Below are 16,575 nucleotides of genomic sequence, written 5' to 3' on the forward strand. Positions count from 1 at the left end.
ACCCTTCCACACGGGTCCGGACGGGAATCCCCGCGTACGCCGTCCGGACCTGTGAATTCTGAAAGAGCCTCAGCAGCCGTCGCAGGGACAGCAGCAGCAGTCGCTGCATCCACAGTCGCCGCAGCAGTCGCAGCCGTCGCAGCAGTCCTCGCCGTCACAGAGCGGTTCGCGGCGCTCCCGCGACCACGGGCCCTCGTACTCGGTGCAGCACATCTGGCAGGTGCAGAACAGCCCGATGGCCACCGCGCAGCCCGCGAGCAGCCCGCGGCGCGGCCGCTGCGGGGGCCGGCCGCCGCCACCGCCGCCTCCGCCGGGCCCCATGGGCGGCGGCATACCCGGGCCGCCGGGGGCCTGGGGGGCGTTCGGGGCATAGGGGTTGCCGCCGTACGGATTCCCGCCGTAGGGGTTCGACCCGTACGGGCTCTCCACCGCGGGCCCACCCGCGTACGGGTTGCCGCCCTGACCTGCGGAGGCCGTCGCCGTGTGGCCGCAGCTACCGGCGCCGAAGGCCCGGTCCACCGAGGTGCGCAGCTCGTGCACGAGCAGCCGGTGGGCGAGCCCCGCGTCGGTGAACTCGACCTCGCGCAGGGCCAGCCTGATGCCGTGGAGGGCGTCGTCGCAGAGCCTGCGGGCCTCGGTGAGCGAGGTCCCGGTGGCGGTGAGCGGGTTCCAGGCGCCCGCGACGGCGTCGGCGCCCTGGTCCTCCACCGCGTCCAGCAGGTGCGCGAGCCGGCCGAAGTACCGGCCGGCCTCGGCCAGCGCGGTGGCGTTGCCCGGCCGTCCGGCCAGCTGCGCGGTATGCGCGAAGGCGGCGGCCGTCGCGGTCTCGGTCGGCTCGGTCACCACGAGCACGGGAGTGCCGAGGCCCGCGAGCGTCTCGATGCCCGCCTGCCGGTCCACGGCGTCGACGAGCACAGCGGTGTCGAAGCCGAGCGAGGCCCCGGTGCGGGCTCCGGCCCGGTCCCAGCCCCGGGCCACCTTGCGCGCGGCGGCGGCGATGGGAGCGCGGGCCAACAGCCCGTCCCGGTCGGCCACGTGGTCGCGCACCTTGGCGGAGGCGAGCACGAGCGAGACGGCGGCGGCGAGCCGCGCCCCCTCGCCCTGGGCCACGGAGGCGGTGCGCATCCCGCGCAGCGGGCAGGGCCCGGCGGTGCGCCGGGCTTCGGGCGCGGTACCCGACTGAGCCTCCGTCAGAACGGAGACGAGCAGCCCGTCATAGTTCGTCACGATCCGGGCGAACTGTCCGTGGTCTCCCCTAAGTGCCAGGCAGAGCCCGCACAGATGGGCCATCCACTCCGCCTTGAACCGCTCCCCCAACCTGTGCGTGCAAGGTCTCACGATGCCGAACAAGCTGCTTCCCCCGTGTGTCGTACGCGTGCTTGCCGGGCATCGTATCGACCCGCGCGTTTCACCCGTACGTCCGCGTCGCTCACCCGTACGGCGGCTGCGGTCGTATTTTCACTCAGTCAGCAGTGGTAGCCACCAGGATCCTTGACCGTGCAACGGATGTTCTGCACCAGTACCGTCACGAAACCCCTGCGCGGCGACTATCCACTTGGCGCGTTGTCAGCATCATGGACGAGCATAGGGGCAGCGGAGAGAAGACAGACTGACCGCGGTGAAAGGAGGCAGTCCATGGGTTCGGTGCGCAAGGCGAGTGCCTGGCTGGGTCTCGTGGAGGACAGCGACGACGAGCGCTACTACGACGACGACTACGCGGAGGCCGCCCAGGGTTCGGTGGCCGGCCCCGGCGAGCAGTGGGTCACCGACCCGCGGGTCCGCGTGGCATCCGAGTCGGCCGTGGAGCACGGCCGTCGCATCGCGACGGTCACCCCGGACGGTTTCCGTGACGCGCGGGGCATCGGCGAGCTGTTCCGCGACGGGGTCCCGGTGATCGTCAACCTGTCGTCGATGGACCCGGGCGACGCGAAGCGCGTCGTCGACTTCGCGGCCGGACTGACCTTCGGGCTGCGCGGTTCGATCGAGCGGGTGGCGACCAGGGTCTTCCTCCTGACCCCGGCCGACACCCAGATCGTCAGCGGCGAAGCGGGCGGCCGCTCACGCGACTTCTTCAACCAGAGCTGAGCAGGGCTCTCACCGGAAGGCGTCCAGGCCGGTGAGCGCCTTGCCCAGCACCAGCTGGTGCATCTCGACGGTGCCCTCGTAGGTGAGGACCGATTCGAGGTTGGTGGCGTGCCGCATGACGGGGTATTCGAGGGAGATCCCGTTGGCGCCGAGGATGGTCCGCGCGGTGCGACAGATCTCGATGGCCTCGCGGACGTTGTTGAGCTTGCCGAAGCTGATCTGCTCCGGCCGCAGGGTGCCCGCGTCCATCCGCCGGCCCAGGTGGTGGGCGAGCAGGATGCCCTTGTGGAGTTCCAGGGCCATGTCCGCCAGTTTGGCCTGGGTGAGCTGGAAACCGCCGATCGGCTTGCCGAACTGCTCCCGCGTCCTCGCGTAGTCGAGCGCGGACTCGAAACTGGCCCGCGCCGCGCCCATGGATCCCCAGATGATCCCGTACCGCGCGTGGCTGAGGCAGCCGAGCGGCCCCTTGAGCCCGGTGACCAGCGGCAGCACCGCGTCGGCGGGCAGCCGTACGTCGTCCATCACCAGCTCGCTCGTGACGCTGGCCCGCAGCGACCACTTGTGCTTGATCTCCGGCGCGGAGAACCCGGGGGTGTCGGTCGGCACCGCGAAACCGCGGATCCCCTCGTCGGTCTGCGCCCACACCACGGCGACCGCCGCGACGGAACCGTTGGTGATCCACATCTTGCGGCCGTTCAGCACCCAGTCGGTGCCGTCGCGCTTGGCGAAGGTCCGCATCGCCGCGGGGTCCGATCCCACATCGGGCTCGGTCAGCCCGAAGCAGCCGATCAGCTCGCCGGCCGCCATACCGGGCAGCCAGCGCTGCTTCTGCTCCTCGGAGCCGTACTTCCAGATCGCGTACATGGCGAGCGAGCCCTGCACCGACACGAGCGAGCGGATCCCGGAGTCGGCGGCCTCCAGCTCCAGGCAGGCGAGCCCGTACTGCACGGCACTTGCACCGGCACATCCGTAGCCCTGGAGGGACATCCCGAGCGCTCCGATGCCACCGAGCTCCCGGGCCAGCTCACGGATCCCGGGCAGCTCCCCGCTCTCGTACCACTGCGCGATGTTCGGCAGCACCCGGTCGGCGGCCCAGGCGCGGACGGTGTCCCGGACGGCGAGGTCCTCGGGCCCGAGGAGCTCGTCGAGCCCGAGCGGATCATGGGGCAGGAACGCGGACACTGGGCCTCCCGGCGGCCTGAGACAGAACCTAGCAGCGCAAGTTTTGCGCTCGTCCGAAGCTATTCGCCCGCGCCGGGCAAATCCAGCCCCCACCAACCCGGCCCCGCCAACCCGGCCCCGCCTCACCAACCCAGCCCCGCCCCGCCCCGCCAGGGGGTACCTCCCAGCGGTAGCTGGGGGAGTTTGAGGTGCGGGGTTCCGGGGGCAGCGCCCCCGGCAACGGCGCCGCACCCGGCGGCACCGGACGGCGTCAGCCCGCCTGCTCGACCGGGGCCGGGACCGGGGCCGACCGCACCTCACCCTTCGCCTGCGCGGGCAACCGCACGGCCTCGCCGGCGGCCGGCGCCGCCTCGTCCTCCACCGCCCCGCAATCCATCGCCCGCGGCAACTTCAGTGCCATCACCGCCCCCGCGAACAACAGCACCGCGCTCACCAGCAACGTCACATGCAGTCCGTGCACGAACGACTGCCGCGCCGCCGCGTACAGCGACGCCCCCGCCGGCCCCCCGAGGTGCGCCGCGATCTGGTAGGCCTCGCCCAGAGAATTCGCCGCGCCCGCCGAATCCGCCGCCGTCACCCCCGGCACCCCGACCAGCCCCGGCCGGTACGCCGCGTTCATCACGCTGCCCAGCAGCGCGATGCCCATGCCCGCGCCCAGCTGGTACGAGGTCTCGCCGATCGAGGCGGCGCCGCCCGCGGTGGCCGACGGGGCCTCGCTCAGCATCGACTCGTACGCGGCGAACAGCGTGGTCTGCAGCCCGAAGCCGAGCAGGATGAAGCCGATGGTCAGCAGCAGCGGCCGGTCGTGCTGGCCCATGAGCGTCAGCAGCAGCACGGCGAAGGCCGTCAGGACGAAGCCCAGCGACACCATCGTGCGCGGCCCGACCCGCCCCAGGGTGTACGAGCCGGTGGCGCCCGCGGCCATCGCGGCGAAGGTCAGCGGCAGCAGCCGCAGGCCGGTCTCCAGCGGGCTGAGGTGCAGCACCAGCTGCAGGTACTGGACGGCGATCAGCTCCAGGCCGACCAGGGCCAGCATGGCGAGGACGATGCAGGCGACCGAGGTGGAGAAGGCGGCCCGCGAGAACATCCGCATGTCGATCAGCGGGTGCTCGCGCCGCTTCTGCCGCCGCACGAACAGCACGAGCAGCACCACGCCCAGCAGCAGCGGGAGCAGCGCCTCGGCGTCGAGGAGCCGGCGTTCGGCGCCCAGCCGCTTGATCCCGAGCACCGTGCCGAGCACTCCGGCGGCGGCCGTCAGCGCGCCGAGCACGTCCCACGGCCCGTCGGCGGATCCGCGCGACTCCGGCAGCAGCCAGCGGCCGAGCGGCAGGATCAGTGCCATCAGCGGAATGTTGATGAGGAAGACGGAGCCCCACCAGAAGTGCTGGACGAGGAAGCCGCCGAGCACCGGGCCGCTGGCCGCGCCGATGGCGGCGACGGCGGTCCAGATGCCGATGGCGAGCGCCCGCTCGCGCCGGTCGGGGAAGACCTGCCGCAGGATCGACAGGGTGGCGGGCATGATCATCGCGCCGCCGATGCCGAGCAGGGCGCGCGCGGCGATCAGGACCTGGGCGTTGTCGGCGAGGGCCGCGATCGCGGAGGCCACGCCGAAGAGCCCGTAGCCGAGGAGGAGGATGCGGCGGCGGCCGACCCGGTCACCGAGGGTGCCGAAGAGGATGAGCAGCGAGGCGCAGACCAGCGGGTAGGCGTCGACGATCCACAGGAGCTCGATCGAGCCGGGGCGCAGGTCCTCGGTCACGGAGGGGACGGCGACGTGCAGGATCGTCGCGTCGAGCGCGACGAGGACCAGGCTGACGCAGAGCACCGCCAGGACGACCCAGCGGTTGGTCCCACCGGAGGCGGCGTTCAGCCGCTGCCAGGGGGAAGGGGTCTTGACCCCGGCCGCGTTCGTCCCCGACATGCATGTACCTCCCAGGTGATCCCTCGCGCTCGGCGGACCAGCGTCTTGTGGAGCCACGGGGGGTGGTGCGCTGTGCGGCGTCCCACGGGGTCCGGCATCGACACGCGAGTGAACGGTCAGCGTACGCGAGTTCGTCTGCCCGACACGTGGTCAAGCTCTCATCCCGGTGGCGGCCCCGGTGTGGTGTATGCCACTCCCTCCGCCGCCCTCCTTCCCCCGTGTACACGCGCACTCACGGCCCGTGGTTTCCGCACGCCACGTTCCCTGCCCCTTGAGGGACGTATTGCCGGCTCCACCGATAATCATGTCTGTGGAAGATCTTGGATTTCGCCGGGCCGCGCCCGCACTGGCCGTCTTCGCGGCGGTCCGGCTGCTCGGGCTGACCGTGCTCGCGGCGTGGGGCGCGGCGGTCGGCAGCAGCCCGCACACGCTGCTGTCGGCCCGCTGGGACTCGCTCTGGTACGCCCGCATCGCCGCGGAGGGGTACGGGTACGAGGTGCTCCTCCCGAACGGGGACGTTCACTCGAACCTGGCGTTCTTCCCGCTGCTGCCGTGGCTGGAACGGGTGGTGTCCGCCGCGACCGGGTTCTCGTACGGCTCCGCGGGTCTGGTGGTGTCCGTGATCGCGGGGCTCGCCGCGGCCTGGGGGATCTTCGCGGTGGCCGATCTGGTCCACGGCCGCCGGGCCGGGGTGTTCGCGGTCGCGGTCTGGGCGGCGCTGCCGGTCGGGATCGTGCAGTCCATGGCGTACAGCGAGTCGCTGTTCACCGCCCTGGCCGCCTGGGCGCTCTACGGGGCCCTGCGCGGACGGTGGCTGACGGCGGGGCTGCTCGCGGCCGGGGCCGGGCTGACCCGCCCGGTCGGCGCGGCGGTGGTCGCGGCGGTGTGGGTGGCCGCGGCGATGGCCTGGCGGCGCGGGGAGCGGTCCTGGCGGACGGTCGCGGGGGTGCTGCTGGCTCCGGCGGGCGCGGCGGCGTACGTCCTGTGGGTCGGCGCGCGCACCGGGGGCGGTCTGCTGGGCTACCTGGACGTGCAGGGCGGCTGGGGCAACGGCTTCGACGGCGGCTGGGCGTTCGCGGGGTTCATCGGGGCGAAGCTGGCCTCGTCCGCGTTCCTCGCCGGGGTGGGGCTGATCGCGGGGGTCGTGCTGGTGCTCTGGCTGTACGCGAAGTGCGTCGGGCAGCGGCAGCCGGTGCCGCTGCTCGTGTACTGCGGGATCGTCGTGGCGCTGGCGCTGTGCGCGTCCGGGTACTTCGGCTCCAAGCCCCGGCTGTTGCTGCCCGCCTTCCCGCTGCTGCTGCCGCCGGCGGTGGCGCTGTCGCGGTGGCGGACCGGGCGGGCGGCCGCGGTGGTGGGAGCGCTGGCCCTGGCCTCGGCGGTCTACGGGGCGTTCTGGCTGAACGGCTCGGGTCCTCCATAGAGCCCCCACGTCACGGAACGGATCATTCCGGTCCATCTTTCAGCAAAAGAAATGGCCCGCGCGGCAATAAAGTCCGGATAAGTGACCGAATCAATTCGCCGAGACAGTGGATCAAGCAGCCGCCAACCGCTGTCGAAATAGCGGGAATTAAGTCCCGCGTGAGACCAACTCCACATCACATGGTCATCACAAAGCCCGCGATTCGCCCGGGCCGACCATCGACGGGCGGTAACGTCGATTGAGTGCGTACCGACCAAATCCTGACCCGTCTGGAGCGGGTGTTCGCCCGGCTGGACCGGGAACCAGAGCGACCGGCTCATCTGCAAACCCCGCAGATGAGCCGGCACCGCGTCGTACTCCTGGGATCGACCCTCGCCTTCTATCTCGCAATCGTGGTTGCCGTACTGACCACTTCCTGGCTGGTCCGCCTGGACTGGCAGATCATGTTCTTCCGGCCCTACGAGCAGTGGCCGCAGCTGCACGCCTTCCTCGACTATCTGGTCGTGCTGGGCCAGCGCGGACCCACCGCGGTCATGGTCGCCGCCTGGCTCGGCTGGCGCTCCTGGCGGCAGCACACCCTCCGCCCGCTGATCACCCTCGGCGTGGCGCTGCTGCTGCTCAACATCACCGTCGGCTCCGTCAAGCTCGGCCTCGGCCGGCTCGGTCCGCACTACGCCACGGAGATCGGATCCGCCGAACTCTTCGCCGGTGGCGATATATTCCCTTCCGGTCACACCGCCAACGCCGTGGTGACATGGGGAATCCTGGCCTACCTGGCCTCCACCGGGGTCACCCGCCGGGTGCTGTCCGTGGTGTCCGCGGTCGTCTCGCTGAGCGTCGGCGCCACCACCGTGTACCTCGGCACCCACTGGGTCAGTGACGTCCTGCTCGGCTGGTCCGCGGGCCTGCTGATCCTGCTGGCCCTCCCCTGGTTCGAGCCGCTCATCGCCCGGACCGAGGCCTACGTCTTCGACGTGCGCGAGCTGCTGCGCCGCCGCGCCGAGACCGGCCGGATGCCCGCGCCGGTCGTCTCCGTGCTCACCCCGCTGCTTTCGGCGGGCGGCAAATGGCAGTTGCGGAGTCCCGCCGAGACGGCTGCCGGCACCGCCGCGGAGCCGGTCCCGCAGCCCGTCACGGCGACCGTGGCCGTGGCGGCCACCACGAGCACCACAACCACCACGAGCGCCACGAGCAACGTCACCGCGCATTCCCCCACCGCCCGGCCCGCCGTGCATCCGGCCGGCCGGCCGCACGTGATCCGCTCCGAGCGGACCCCGGTCACGCCGGTCGGCAGCCGCCGCCCGGCGCACACCGAACGGGCCCCCGCCCGGGGGGCCGCGGCCCGTCCGGTGGCCGGGGGCTGACGTCCCACCGCGGGGGCGGTACGCACCACCTCTCCCCGCGACGCACGAAGGCGGGCCGGGTCCTCGGACCCGGCCCGCCTTCGCCGTTCGTCAGCGCCACGCCCGGACGTTCGTCCGTCCCGGGTCACGCTTGTGTCACAGAATATCAACAGCCGCAAATTATTTACCGGTCCGCGACACGCCCGGGGTTCAGGCGGTTTGGAATTTGCGCCGAACCCTGGCGAATTCCTGTCCGGGATTGCCGCGATCCTCTTGGACCAGACCAGTTGAATCCCCCTCAGCTCCCCTACATTTCCTTCACTTCTCCGGTCTCCACGGCCCTCCCCAGGAGATCACGCGCGGCCCTGATCCGATCCGTCAGCTCCGGCGGCTCGACCACTTCGAACTCACAACCGAGCAGCATGACGTGAATCACCAGAACGTCCAGGTTGACCGCCCCGGTGCGCAGCAGACAGCTCTGCCCGTCGACCGGTTCCAGGACCCCGTCGCTCGGCCCGATGATCCGTGCCGCGTCCTGCGCCGAAACCTTCAGCCGCACCAGCGCGCGGGCCGCGTACACCCGCTGCGAGACGCCCTCGGATACGTACGCGGCGAGGTCCTCGGCGGGCGCCGGGCGCGGGGTGAACCGCGGTCCGTGCGGAGGCCTGGGCTCGATCCGGTCCGCGCGGAAGGTCCGCCACGCCTCCCGGTCCAGGTCCCAGGCGACCAGGTACCAGCGCCGCTCGGTACACACCAGCCGGTGCGGTTCGACGGTGCGGCGGCTGACGTTCCCCTCGTGGTCGCGGTACCCGAAGCGCAGCCGCTCGGCGTCCCGGCAGACCGAGGCCAGCTCGGTCAGCACCGAGGGGTCCACGGTGGACCGCTGGGCGCCTCGTAGCATCGGTACGGTGAACTCGTTGAGCGCGGACACCCTGCGGCGCAGCCGCGACGGCAGCACCTGCTCCAGCTTCGCGAGGGCGCGTACGGAGGCCTCCCCGATGCCCTCGACCCCGTTCCCGGCGGCGGTCCGCAGGCCTACGGCGACGGCCACGGCCTCGTCGTCGTCCAGCAGCAGCGGCGGCAGCTCGGCCCCCGCGCCCAGCTGGTAGCCGCCGCCGGTCCCGGGGCTGGCGTTCACCGGATACCCGAGCTCCCGCAGCCGGTCCACGTCGCGCCGGACCGTCCGCGCGGTGACCCCGAGGCGGTCCGCGAGATCGGCCCCGGTCCATTCGCGGTGGGCCTGCAGCAGGGACAGCAGGCGCAGCAGTCGTGCGGAGGTATCGAGCATCCCCAGAGTCTGCCAGCGCGCCGCGCCCGGCCGGGCCTCAGCAGACCAGCGGTGCCTCGGCGCCGCTCAGCTCGACGAGTGTGCAGAGGGTCTTCAGAGAGACCTTCCAGACCCCGTCCTCCAACACCACGGTCCCCTTGCTGCCGGGCAGTACCGTCTCGTCGCCGACCTTCAGGTCGTAGGTCACCTCGGCCTCGGTGGGCGAGGTGAAGGTGACGCCGGTGACCTTGGCGGAGGTCTTGGCCGCTTCGGCACCGGCCGAGAAGCCGTCCAGCAGCACCTTGAGCAGGTCGCCGTGCTGCAACAGCCCGGCCTTCTCGTCGGTCGGGGTCTTCGGGTCGAAGAATGCGGTCCAGTTCTTCTCGATCTGTTCCTTGGCCGCCGCGGGATCCGCGGGCCCGTCCGCGGCCGGCAGGATCAGGACGGCTGCGGACGGTGGGCCCGGCGGCCCCGCCGCCACCGCGGGTGCGGACCACCCCACGGCCGCCGGGACGGCCAGCAGGACCGCGGCCGCCGTGCAGGCCGCGGCCCGTACGGGTGCGCGCGGGTCTACGTGTGGGTGGGCGCGTGGGTGTCTGCTCTGGAGCATCTGGCTCACCACCGGTCTCCGAGCGAGCCGTACGGCTCGTCGTTTCCAGGGTCAGCGCCCGCACGGCATCGCGCAACGCGCGGCCGGCCGGGCCGCCCGGACGGCCCGGGCCGCCCCGGTCAGGGGCGCGGGGCCGCCGGCGGAGCGGCCGGAGCGGTGACCGGCCCCGGCACCGGCGAGGGCGCCGGCCCGGCCGGGACCTGCGGCGGGGCGGCGGGCTCCGGGGTCGGGAGGGCCAGCAGCATGCCCACCGTGAGGGCCTCCGGCTTCGGCCCGATCCGCTCCCGGTTCGCCTCGTACAGGGCCCGCCACCCGCCCCGGACCCGGTGCTTGTGGGCGACCGACACCAGCGTGTCGCCGTCCCGCACCGCGTGCATCCGTCCGGCCAGCCCGTACCGCTTGGAGCACACCGGCCACGCGTTCCAGCCCTGCGAGCCGAGGACGTCCTCCGCGACCCGGATCTGCTGCACGCGGCTGGCCAGGTCGGCCCGTTCCGCGAACGCCGGCCCGCCGAACTCCTCCCACGTCGGCTGCCAGAACTGCAGCCCCCCGTAGAAGCCGTTACCGGTGTTCACCGCCCACCGCCCGCCGCTCTCGCAGTCGGCCACGCAGTCCCAGGGCCATTCCCCGCCCGGTCCGCAGTCCCCCGGCCCGTCCCCGATCACACCGGGCGAGCCGGGGTGCGCCGCCCCGGCCGGCCCGGGCGCCGGTGGCGGCGGAGCCACGGCCGCGGCTGCGGCCGCGCAGGGAAGTACGAGCGCCAGCACGGCGGCGAGCACGACGGCGCCGCCGGATACGGCCCGACAGGTCCGGTGGTTGGGCATCGGGTCACGCTACGCAGCCACCTGCGGCCCCCTTCGGCCCGCCACGCGGCAGGTCACCGCACCCCACCCGGTCGGCCGACCGTCACCACCACCCAAAACGACCACACCCGGGCATCAACTGAGCACAAGCAGAAAACAGTTGGCACGAAAGGGAAGCGCCGGTCGCACGGTTCACCCTTCCGGGGGCCAGGTTCGAATCCGTTCCCTCAAATGGCGTGACCCCGGCCGCCGCTCGGCCGTTGAGCCCGGCGAGCCGGGAGCCTCCCGGACCCGCACCTATGCCGAGGAGCCACCCCGTGCCGCGCATGCTCGACGTCAGTGATGAGGTACGTGCCGAGATCGGTGACGAAGAAGCCGACAGGCTGCTCGTCGGCGAAGACGCGCCGCGCAGTTACGACTGCACCTCCTGCCGTACCCCGGGCGACCCCGAGAACGACCGCACCAGCACGGTGCTGTTCGTCGGCGAGGAGACCGCCGTCCTCGCCTTCGCCCACGCCACCTGCATCCCCTCGCAGGTGGTCTCGGTCTCCGAGGAGCAGCTCCAGGGCGCCGTCCGCAGCATCACCGGTGACAGCCCGGCGGCCGCCGGCTGCCCCGGTGCCGCCCCGCAGAACGTGCCCGGCGGCCAGGCCGTCCTCGGCATCACCAGCGGCCTGATCCTGATCGCCGGGGAACTGCACCCCGCCCTGGTCGTCGAGCCGACCGCGCCCATCGCCCGCCCCGGCAGCGACGGCCCCGGCGACGACTTCCTGCCGCTCCTGATCGAGCAGGGCTTCATCCCGGTCACCGACACCGCCGAGGTCCCCACCGTCCTCGGCGGCTGGTCGGTCCTGCTCGCCGCGGGCCAGCTGCACGCCGTGCTGCAGCCGGGCAACGACGGCGGCGGCCAGGTCGCCTGGTGGCAGGCGCACCAGGCGCTGTCGGTCACCGACGGCTGGCGGGCCGCCGTCAACAAGACCCAGCGCGTGCTCATCTACGCCGCCCCGGTCGGCTCCATCGGCCAGCAGCCCCGTGAGGACCTGCTGCGCGACGCGCTGGACAAGGCCGCCGCCGCGGGCAAGCTCGTTGCCGCCGCGATGCCGCTGGCGGGTACGCCCGGCGCCTGATCCCAGCCGGCAGGAGAACGGCCGCCCAGCCCCCCGCCGAGGGGGCCGGGCGGCGTGCGCCGGGGGTGTGCGGTCCGTCCCGCACACCCCCGGCGATCTGCGTTTCGTCCCCTGTCACCCCGCATCCGCAGCGCGCCGGTTTCGTTGGCTGGTACGTGCATTCATACGACTCCTCCCGCGCCCCGTCCTATCCGAGCACCGTCCCCGCGATGCGTCCCGCACGGGACCGGGACACCCCTCCGGCCGTCTCGCACACCCCGATCTACGACACGCTGTACTCGGAGTACCTGCGCGCCTTCCGGGCGCTGCCGGGCGACCGTACGGGCGAGGAGGACCACGGGTTCACGTCCTTCTCATACGGGGGCTCGTACACGAGCGGCAGCTCGTACGGCAGCGGTTGGAGCGGTTCCGCGTGGCAGCGCGTCGACGGCTGGCAGCCCTCGTACACCCCGCAGCCGCTGCCGGCGTACTCGTACGCGGGCAGCCCCGGATACGCCGACGGGCGGCAGCACCAGACCGGGATGACGCACATCCCGGCGGCCCTGCCGCCCGCTCCGCGCCGGGGCTACTGACCCCGCTGAGTCCGCCGGAGTCCCCGCCCGGTCCTACTTCTTCTTCTTGTACTGGGCGCCGCGCTTCTCGCGCACCCGCACCGAGATGTGGATCGGGGTGCCGTCGAAGCCGAACTCCTCGCGCAGGCGGCGCTCGATGAAGCGCCGGTAGCCGTGCTCCAGGAAGCCGGAGGCGAAGAGGACGAACCGCGGCGGCTTGCTGCCCGCCTGGGTACCGAACAGGATGCGGGGCTGCTTGCCGCCACGGATCGGGTGCGGGTGGGCGGCGACGACCTCACCGAGGAAGGCGTTCAGCCGGCCGGTGGGGACGCGCGTCTCCCAGCCCGCCAGCGCCGTCTCGATCGCCGGGACCAGCTTCTCCATGTGGCGGCCGGTGAGCGCCGAGACGTTCACCCGGGGCGCCCAGGCGACCTGCTGCATCTCGGTCTCGATCTCGCGCTCGAGGTAGTAGCGGCGCTCCTCGTCGAGCTCGTCCCACTTGTTGTACGCGATGACGATGGCGCGGCCCGCCTCGACGGCCATCGTGATGATGCGCTGGTCCTGGACGCTGATGGTCTCGGTGGTGTCGATCAGGATCACCGCGACCTCCGCCTTCTCGACGGCGGCGGCCGTGCGCAGGGAGGCGTAGTAGTCGGCGCCCTGCTGCAGGTGGACCTTCTTGCGGATACCGGCGGTGTCGACGAACTTCCAGGTGATGCCACCGAGTTCGATCAGCTCGTCGACCGGGTCGCGGGTGGTGCCGGCCAGCTCGTTGACGACGACGCGGTCCTCCTTCGCCACCTTGTTCAGGAGCGAGGACTTGCCGACGTTCGGGCGGCCGATCAGGGCGATGCGGCGCGGGCCGCCGAGGGCGGCGCCGCCGAAGGTCTGCGCGGGGGCCTCGGGCAGGGCCTCCAGGACGGCGTCGAGCATGTCGCCGGTGCCGCGGCCGTGCAGCGAGGAGACCGGGTGCGGCATGCCGAGGCCGAGCGACCACAGGGAGGCCGCGTCGGCCTCGCCGCTCTGGCCGTCGACCTTGTTGGCGCACAGCACGACGGGCTTGCCCGCCTTGCGGAGCAGCCGTACGACGGCCTCGTCGGTGTCGGTGGCGCCGACCTTGGAGTCGACGACGAAGACGACCGCGTCGGCGGCCTCGATGGCGTACTCGGCCTGGGCGGCGACGGAGGCGTCGATGCCGAGGACATCCTGCTCCCAGCCGCCGGTGTCGACGACCTTGAAGCGGCGGCCGGCCCATTCGGCCTCGTACGTGACGCGGTCGCGGGTGACGCCGGGCTTGTCCTCGACGACCGCCTCGCGGCGGCCGATGATCCGGTTCACCAGGGTCGACTTGCCGACATTCGGGCGGCCGACGACGGCGAGGACGGGAAGCGGGCCGTGACCGGCCTCCTCGATCGCGCCTTCGACGTCTTCGATGTCGAAGCCCTCTTCCGCGGCGAGCTCCATGAACTCCGCGTACTCGGCATCGCCAAGTGCTCCGTGGTCGTGCTGGTCGTTCATGAAGTCCGTTCCTCGTCGTTCGTGGTGATCGGTGGTACCCGCGCAGCGCGGTTCCACTACTGGTTTCAAGTCTCGCTCAGCGCCCGGTGAGGCGCTTGGCGTCGGCCAGGTGGGCGGTCAGCCGGTCCTGGATGCGTACGGTGGCCTCGTCCAGCGCGGTACGGGTACGGCGGCCACTGCCGTCACCCGCGTCGAAGGCCGAGCCGAAGACGACGTCGACCCGGCTCTTGAGGGCCGGCAGGCCCTTGACGACCCGGCCCGGGGTGTCCCCGCTGCCCAGGACGGCCACGGGGACGATGGGTGCGCCGCTGCGGACCGCGAAGTACGCGAGGCCCGCGCGCAGCGAGGCGAAGTCGCCCTCGCCCCGGGTGCCCTCGGGAAATATCCCCAGGGCCCCTCCATTGTCGAGCACGCCGAGGGCGCGGCCTATCGCCGTCCGGTCGGGGCCGCCGCGGTCGACCTTGACCTGCCCGATCCCTTCGAGGAAGGGGCCGAGCGGGCCCACGTACGCTTCCTTCTTGATCAGGAAGTGCAGCGGCCTGGGCGCGGTGCCCATGACCATGGGGCCGTCGATGTTGTGCGAGTGGTTCACGGCGAGGATGACGGGGCCCGAGGCGGGCACCTTCCAGGCCCCCAGTACGCGCGGCTTCCAGAGCCCGTACATGAGCCCGATTCCGATGCGCCTGCCGACCGCCGCACCCTTGAGGGAGGGCGCTTGGCTCACTTGCGGCCCGCCCGCTTCTCTTCCACCAGCGTCACGACGCACTCGATCACCTGGTCGAGCGTGAGTTCGGTGGTGTCCACCTCGACGGCGTCGTCGGCCTTGGCCAGCGGGGAGGTCTTGCGGCCGGAGTCGGCCGCGTCGCGCTTGATCAGCGCCTCCTTGGTGGCCGCGAGGTCGGCGGCCTCCTTGCCGCGGAGCTCGCCGCTGCGCCGGGCGGCGCGCGCCTCGGCGGAAGCGGTCAGGAAGATCTTGAGGTCGGCGTCGGGCAGGACGGTGGTGCCGATGTCCCGGCCCTCGACGACGATCCCGTCGGCCTCCTGGGCCGCCTCGGCGGCGATGGAGCGCTGCAGGTCGGTGATCAGGGTGCGCACCTCGGGGACGGCGCTGACGGCGCTGACCTTGGAGGTGACCTCCTGGGTCCGGATGGGACCGGCGGCGTCGAGGCCGTCCACGGTGATGGTGGGGGCGGCCGGGTCGGTGCCGGACACGATGGTGGGCTTGCCGGCGGCGATCGCGATGGCCTGCGGGTCGTCGGTGTCGACGCCGTTGGTGATCATCCACCAGGTGATGGCCCGGTACTGGGCGCCGGTGTCCAGGTAGCGCAGCCCGAGCTTGGCGGCCACGGACTTGGAGGTGCTGGACTTGCCCGTGCCGGAGGGACCGTCGATGGCGACGATCACGGCGGACGGAGCTGCGGTTTCCACGGTGCGGGCACCTTCCTGGTTGCGCGTACGTGTCCGGGCGCGGCAAAGCGCCCCTCCCCAAGGTTACCGGCCCCGGACGGCCCCCGTCCCCGCCGTGCGTTCCGGGGGCCGGCCGGCCCCCGGAAGCCGCCCTGCCGCTCCGCTACTGCTGTCGCAGCGCCCAGCCCCGCTCGCGCAGCTCGGCGGTCAGGCCGGCCGCCGCCCGCGGCTCCACCATGAGCTGGACGAGGCCGGCCTGCTGGCCCGTCGCGTGCTCGATCCGTACGTCCTCGATGTTGACCCCGGCCCGCCCTGCGTCGGCGAAGATCCGCGCCAGCTCACCGGGCTGGTCGCTGATGAGCACGGCCACCGTCTCGTAGACCGTGGGCGCCGCACCGTGCTTGCCCGGCACCCGGACCCGGCCCGCGTTCCCGCGGCGCAGCACGTCCTCGATGCCGGCGGCGCCGCCGCGCCGCTTCTCCACGTCGGCGGACTGCAGGCCCCGCAGTGCCTCCACGGTCTCCTCCAGGTCGGCGGCGATCCCGGCGAGGACGTCGGCCACCGGTCCCGGGTTGGCCGAGAGGATCTCCACCCACATCCGCGGATCGGAGGCCGCGATCCGGGTCACGTCGCGGATGCCCTGCCCGCACAGCCGGACCGCCGTCTCGTCGGCCTCCTCCAGCCGGGCCGCGACCATGCTGGAGACCAGCTGCGGGGTGTGCGAGACGAGCGCCACCGCGCGGTCGTGGGCGTCGGCGTCCATCACCACCGGTACGGCCCGGGACAGGGCCACCAGCTCCAGCGCGAGGTTGAGCACCTCGTGGTCGGTGTCCCGGGAGGGGGTCAGCACCCACGGCCGGCCCTCGAAGAGGTCCGCGGTGGCGGCGAGCGGCCCCGACTGCTCCTTGCCGGCCATCGGGTGCGTCCCGATGTACGCGGTGACGTCCACGCCGAGCGCCGCCAGCTCCCGCCGCGGTCCGCCCTTGACGCTGGCCACGTCCACGTAGGCGCGCGCGACCCCGCGCCCGATCAGGTCGGCCAGGGTCGCGGCCACGTGGGCCGGCGGTACGGCGACGATCGCGAGGTCGACCTGGCCCTGCGGGGCCTCGTCGGTGCCGGCTCCGAGGGCCGCCGCCGTACGGGCCCGGTCCGGGTCGTGGTCGGCGAGGTGAACGGTGATCCCCCGGGCGGACAGGGCGAGCGCCGCGGAGGTGCCGATCAGTCCGGTTCCGATGACGACGGCGGTTCTCACGAGGCACTCCCAGGGGACGAAAAGGCGAGCTGACGGGCTGTCCGGCCAGGGTATCCAGCACCCGCGGCACGAGGGCCCGACCGCCCATC

14 protein-coding genes and 1 pseudogene are annotated in these 16,575 nt (G+C 72.6%); 5 read left to right on the forward strand and 10 right to left on the reverse strand.

Annotated elements, in window-relative coordinates; translation table 11 throughout:
- Window positions 1–69 precede the first annotated feature (69 nt).
- Entirely contained in the window at window positions 70–1,350 is a 1,281-nt protein-coding gene (locus ACFY0D_RS37135) for a DUF5685 family protein (RefSeq protein ID WP_390802303.1), read from the reverse strand.
- Between the two features lie 285 nt (window positions 1,351–1,635).
- Between ACFY0D_RS37135 and ACFY0D_RS37140 the strand changes: the two genes are divergently transcribed.
- Window positions 1,636–2,085, forward strand: a complete 450-nt coding sequence (locus ACFY0D_RS37140; protein ID WP_052875748.1) for a cell division protein SepF — start codon at window positions 1,636–1,638, stop codon at window positions 2,083–2,085.
- 9 nt (window positions 2,086–2,094) lie between these two features.
- Here ACFY0D_RS37140 and ACFY0D_RS37145 read toward each other — a convergent pair whose 3' ends face one another.
- Window positions 2,095–3,267 (reverse strand): acyl-CoA dehydrogenase family protein, encoded by a 1,173-nt coding sequence (locus ACFY0D_RS37145; RefSeq protein WP_390802304.1) that lies wholly within the window; start codon window positions 3,265–3,267, stop codon window positions 2,095–2,097.
- Between the two features lie 250 nt (window positions 3,268–3,517).
- Entirely contained in the window at window positions 3,518–5,188 is a 1,671-nt protein-coding gene (locus tag ACFY0D_RS37150; RefSeq protein WP_390802305.1) for an MFS transporter, read from the reverse strand.
- A gap of 304 nt (window positions 5,189–5,492) precedes the next feature.
- Here ACFY0D_RS37150 and ACFY0D_RS37155 point away from each other — a divergent pair, with 304 nt between their 5' ends.
- Both ACFY0D_RS37155 and ACFY0D_RS37160 read left to right on the forward strand, forming a co-directional pair.
- A complete protein-coding gene (locus ACFY0D_RS37155) occupies window positions 5,493–6,608 on the forward strand; it encodes a hypothetical protein (RefSeq protein ID WP_390802306.1) in 1,116 nt (371 codons plus the stop codon).
- A 242-nt stretch (window positions 6,609–6,850) separates the two neighbouring features.
- Complete coding sequence (locus ACFY0D_RS37160; protein WP_390802307.1) at window positions 6,851–7,972, forward strand: phosphatase PAP2 family protein; 1,122 nt, start codon at window positions 6,851–6,853, stop codon at window positions 7,970–7,972.
- Between the two features lie 313 nt (window positions 7,973–8,285).
- On the opposite strand, the pseudogene ACFY0D_RS37165 reads toward ACFY0D_RS37160, so the two are convergent.
- The 3 genes and pseudogenes from ACFY0D_RS37165 to ACFY0D_RS37175 form a co-directional block, all read right to left on the reverse strand.
- Window positions 8,286–9,239: pseudogene (locus tag ACFY0D_RS37165) on the reverse strand (helix-turn-helix transcriptional regulator); the annotation flags it as partial.
- Between the two features lie 37 nt (window positions 9,240–9,276).
- A complete protein-coding gene (locus ACFY0D_RS37170) occupies window positions 9,277–9,828 on the reverse strand; it encodes a hypothetical protein (RefSeq protein ID WP_390802308.1) in 552 nt (183 codons plus the stop codon).
- A gap of 119 nt (window positions 9,829–9,947) precedes the next feature.
- A complete protein-coding gene (locus ACFY0D_RS37175) occupies window positions 9,948–10,652 on the reverse strand; it encodes a transglycosylase family protein (protein WP_390802309.1) in 705 nt (234 codons plus the stop codon).
- Window positions 10,653–10,948: 296 nt separating this feature from the next.
- Here ACFY0D_RS37175 and ACFY0D_RS37180 point away from each other — a divergent pair, with 296 nt between their 5' ends.
- Together ACFY0D_RS37180 and ACFY0D_RS37185 are read left to right on the forward strand one after the other, a co-directional pair.
- Window positions 10,949–11,758, forward strand: coding sequence for a hypothetical protein (locus ACFY0D_RS37180; RefSeq protein WP_390802310.1), 810 nt, complete (start codon window positions 10,949–10,951; stop codon window positions 11,756–11,758).
- Window positions 11,759–11,967: 209 nt separating this feature from the next.
- A complete protein-coding gene (locus ACFY0D_RS37185) occupies window positions 11,968–12,330 on the forward strand; it encodes a hypothetical protein (protein ID WP_390802311.1) in 363 nt (120 codons plus the stop codon).
- Between the two features lie 33 nt (window positions 12,331–12,363).
- Here the strand turns inward: ACFY0D_RS37185 and der are convergent, their stop codons facing one another.
- The 4 genes from der to ACFY0D_RS37205 form a co-directional block, all read right to left on the reverse strand.
- Window positions 12,364–13,827: a ribosome biogenesis GTPase Der gene (gene der, locus ACFY0D_RS37190; RefSeq protein ID WP_390802312.1), complete on the reverse strand. Its 1,464-nt coding sequence runs from the start codon at window positions 13,825–13,827 to the stop codon at window positions 12,364–12,366.
- A 76-nt stretch (window positions 13,828–13,903) separates the two neighbouring features.
- Window positions 13,904–14,491, reverse strand: coding sequence for a lysophospholipid acyltransferase family protein (locus ACFY0D_RS37195; protein ID WP_373041677.1), 588 nt, complete (start codon window positions 14,489–14,491; stop codon window positions 13,904–13,906).
- Window positions 14,492–14,547: 56 nt separating this feature from the next.
- Window positions 14,548–15,255, reverse strand: a complete 708-nt coding sequence (gene cmk / locus ACFY0D_RS37200) for a (d)CMP kinase (protein ID WP_390802313.1) — start codon at window positions 15,253–15,255, stop codon at window positions 14,548–14,550.
- Window positions 15,256–15,397: 142 nt separating this feature from the next.
- Window positions 15,398–16,486: a prephenate dehydrogenase gene (locus ACFY0D_RS37205; protein ID WP_390802314.1), complete on the reverse strand. Its 1,089-nt coding sequence runs from the start codon at window positions 16,484–16,486 to the stop codon at window positions 15,398–15,400.
- Window positions 16,487–16,575 lie beyond the last annotated feature (89 nt).

Origin of the sequence: Streptomyces sp. NPDC001502, from assembly GCF_042894785.1 — a bacterium.
Taxonomy (GTDB): Bacteria; Actinomycetota; Actinomycetes; order Streptomycetales; family Streptomycetaceae; genus Streptomyces; species Streptomyces kutzneri.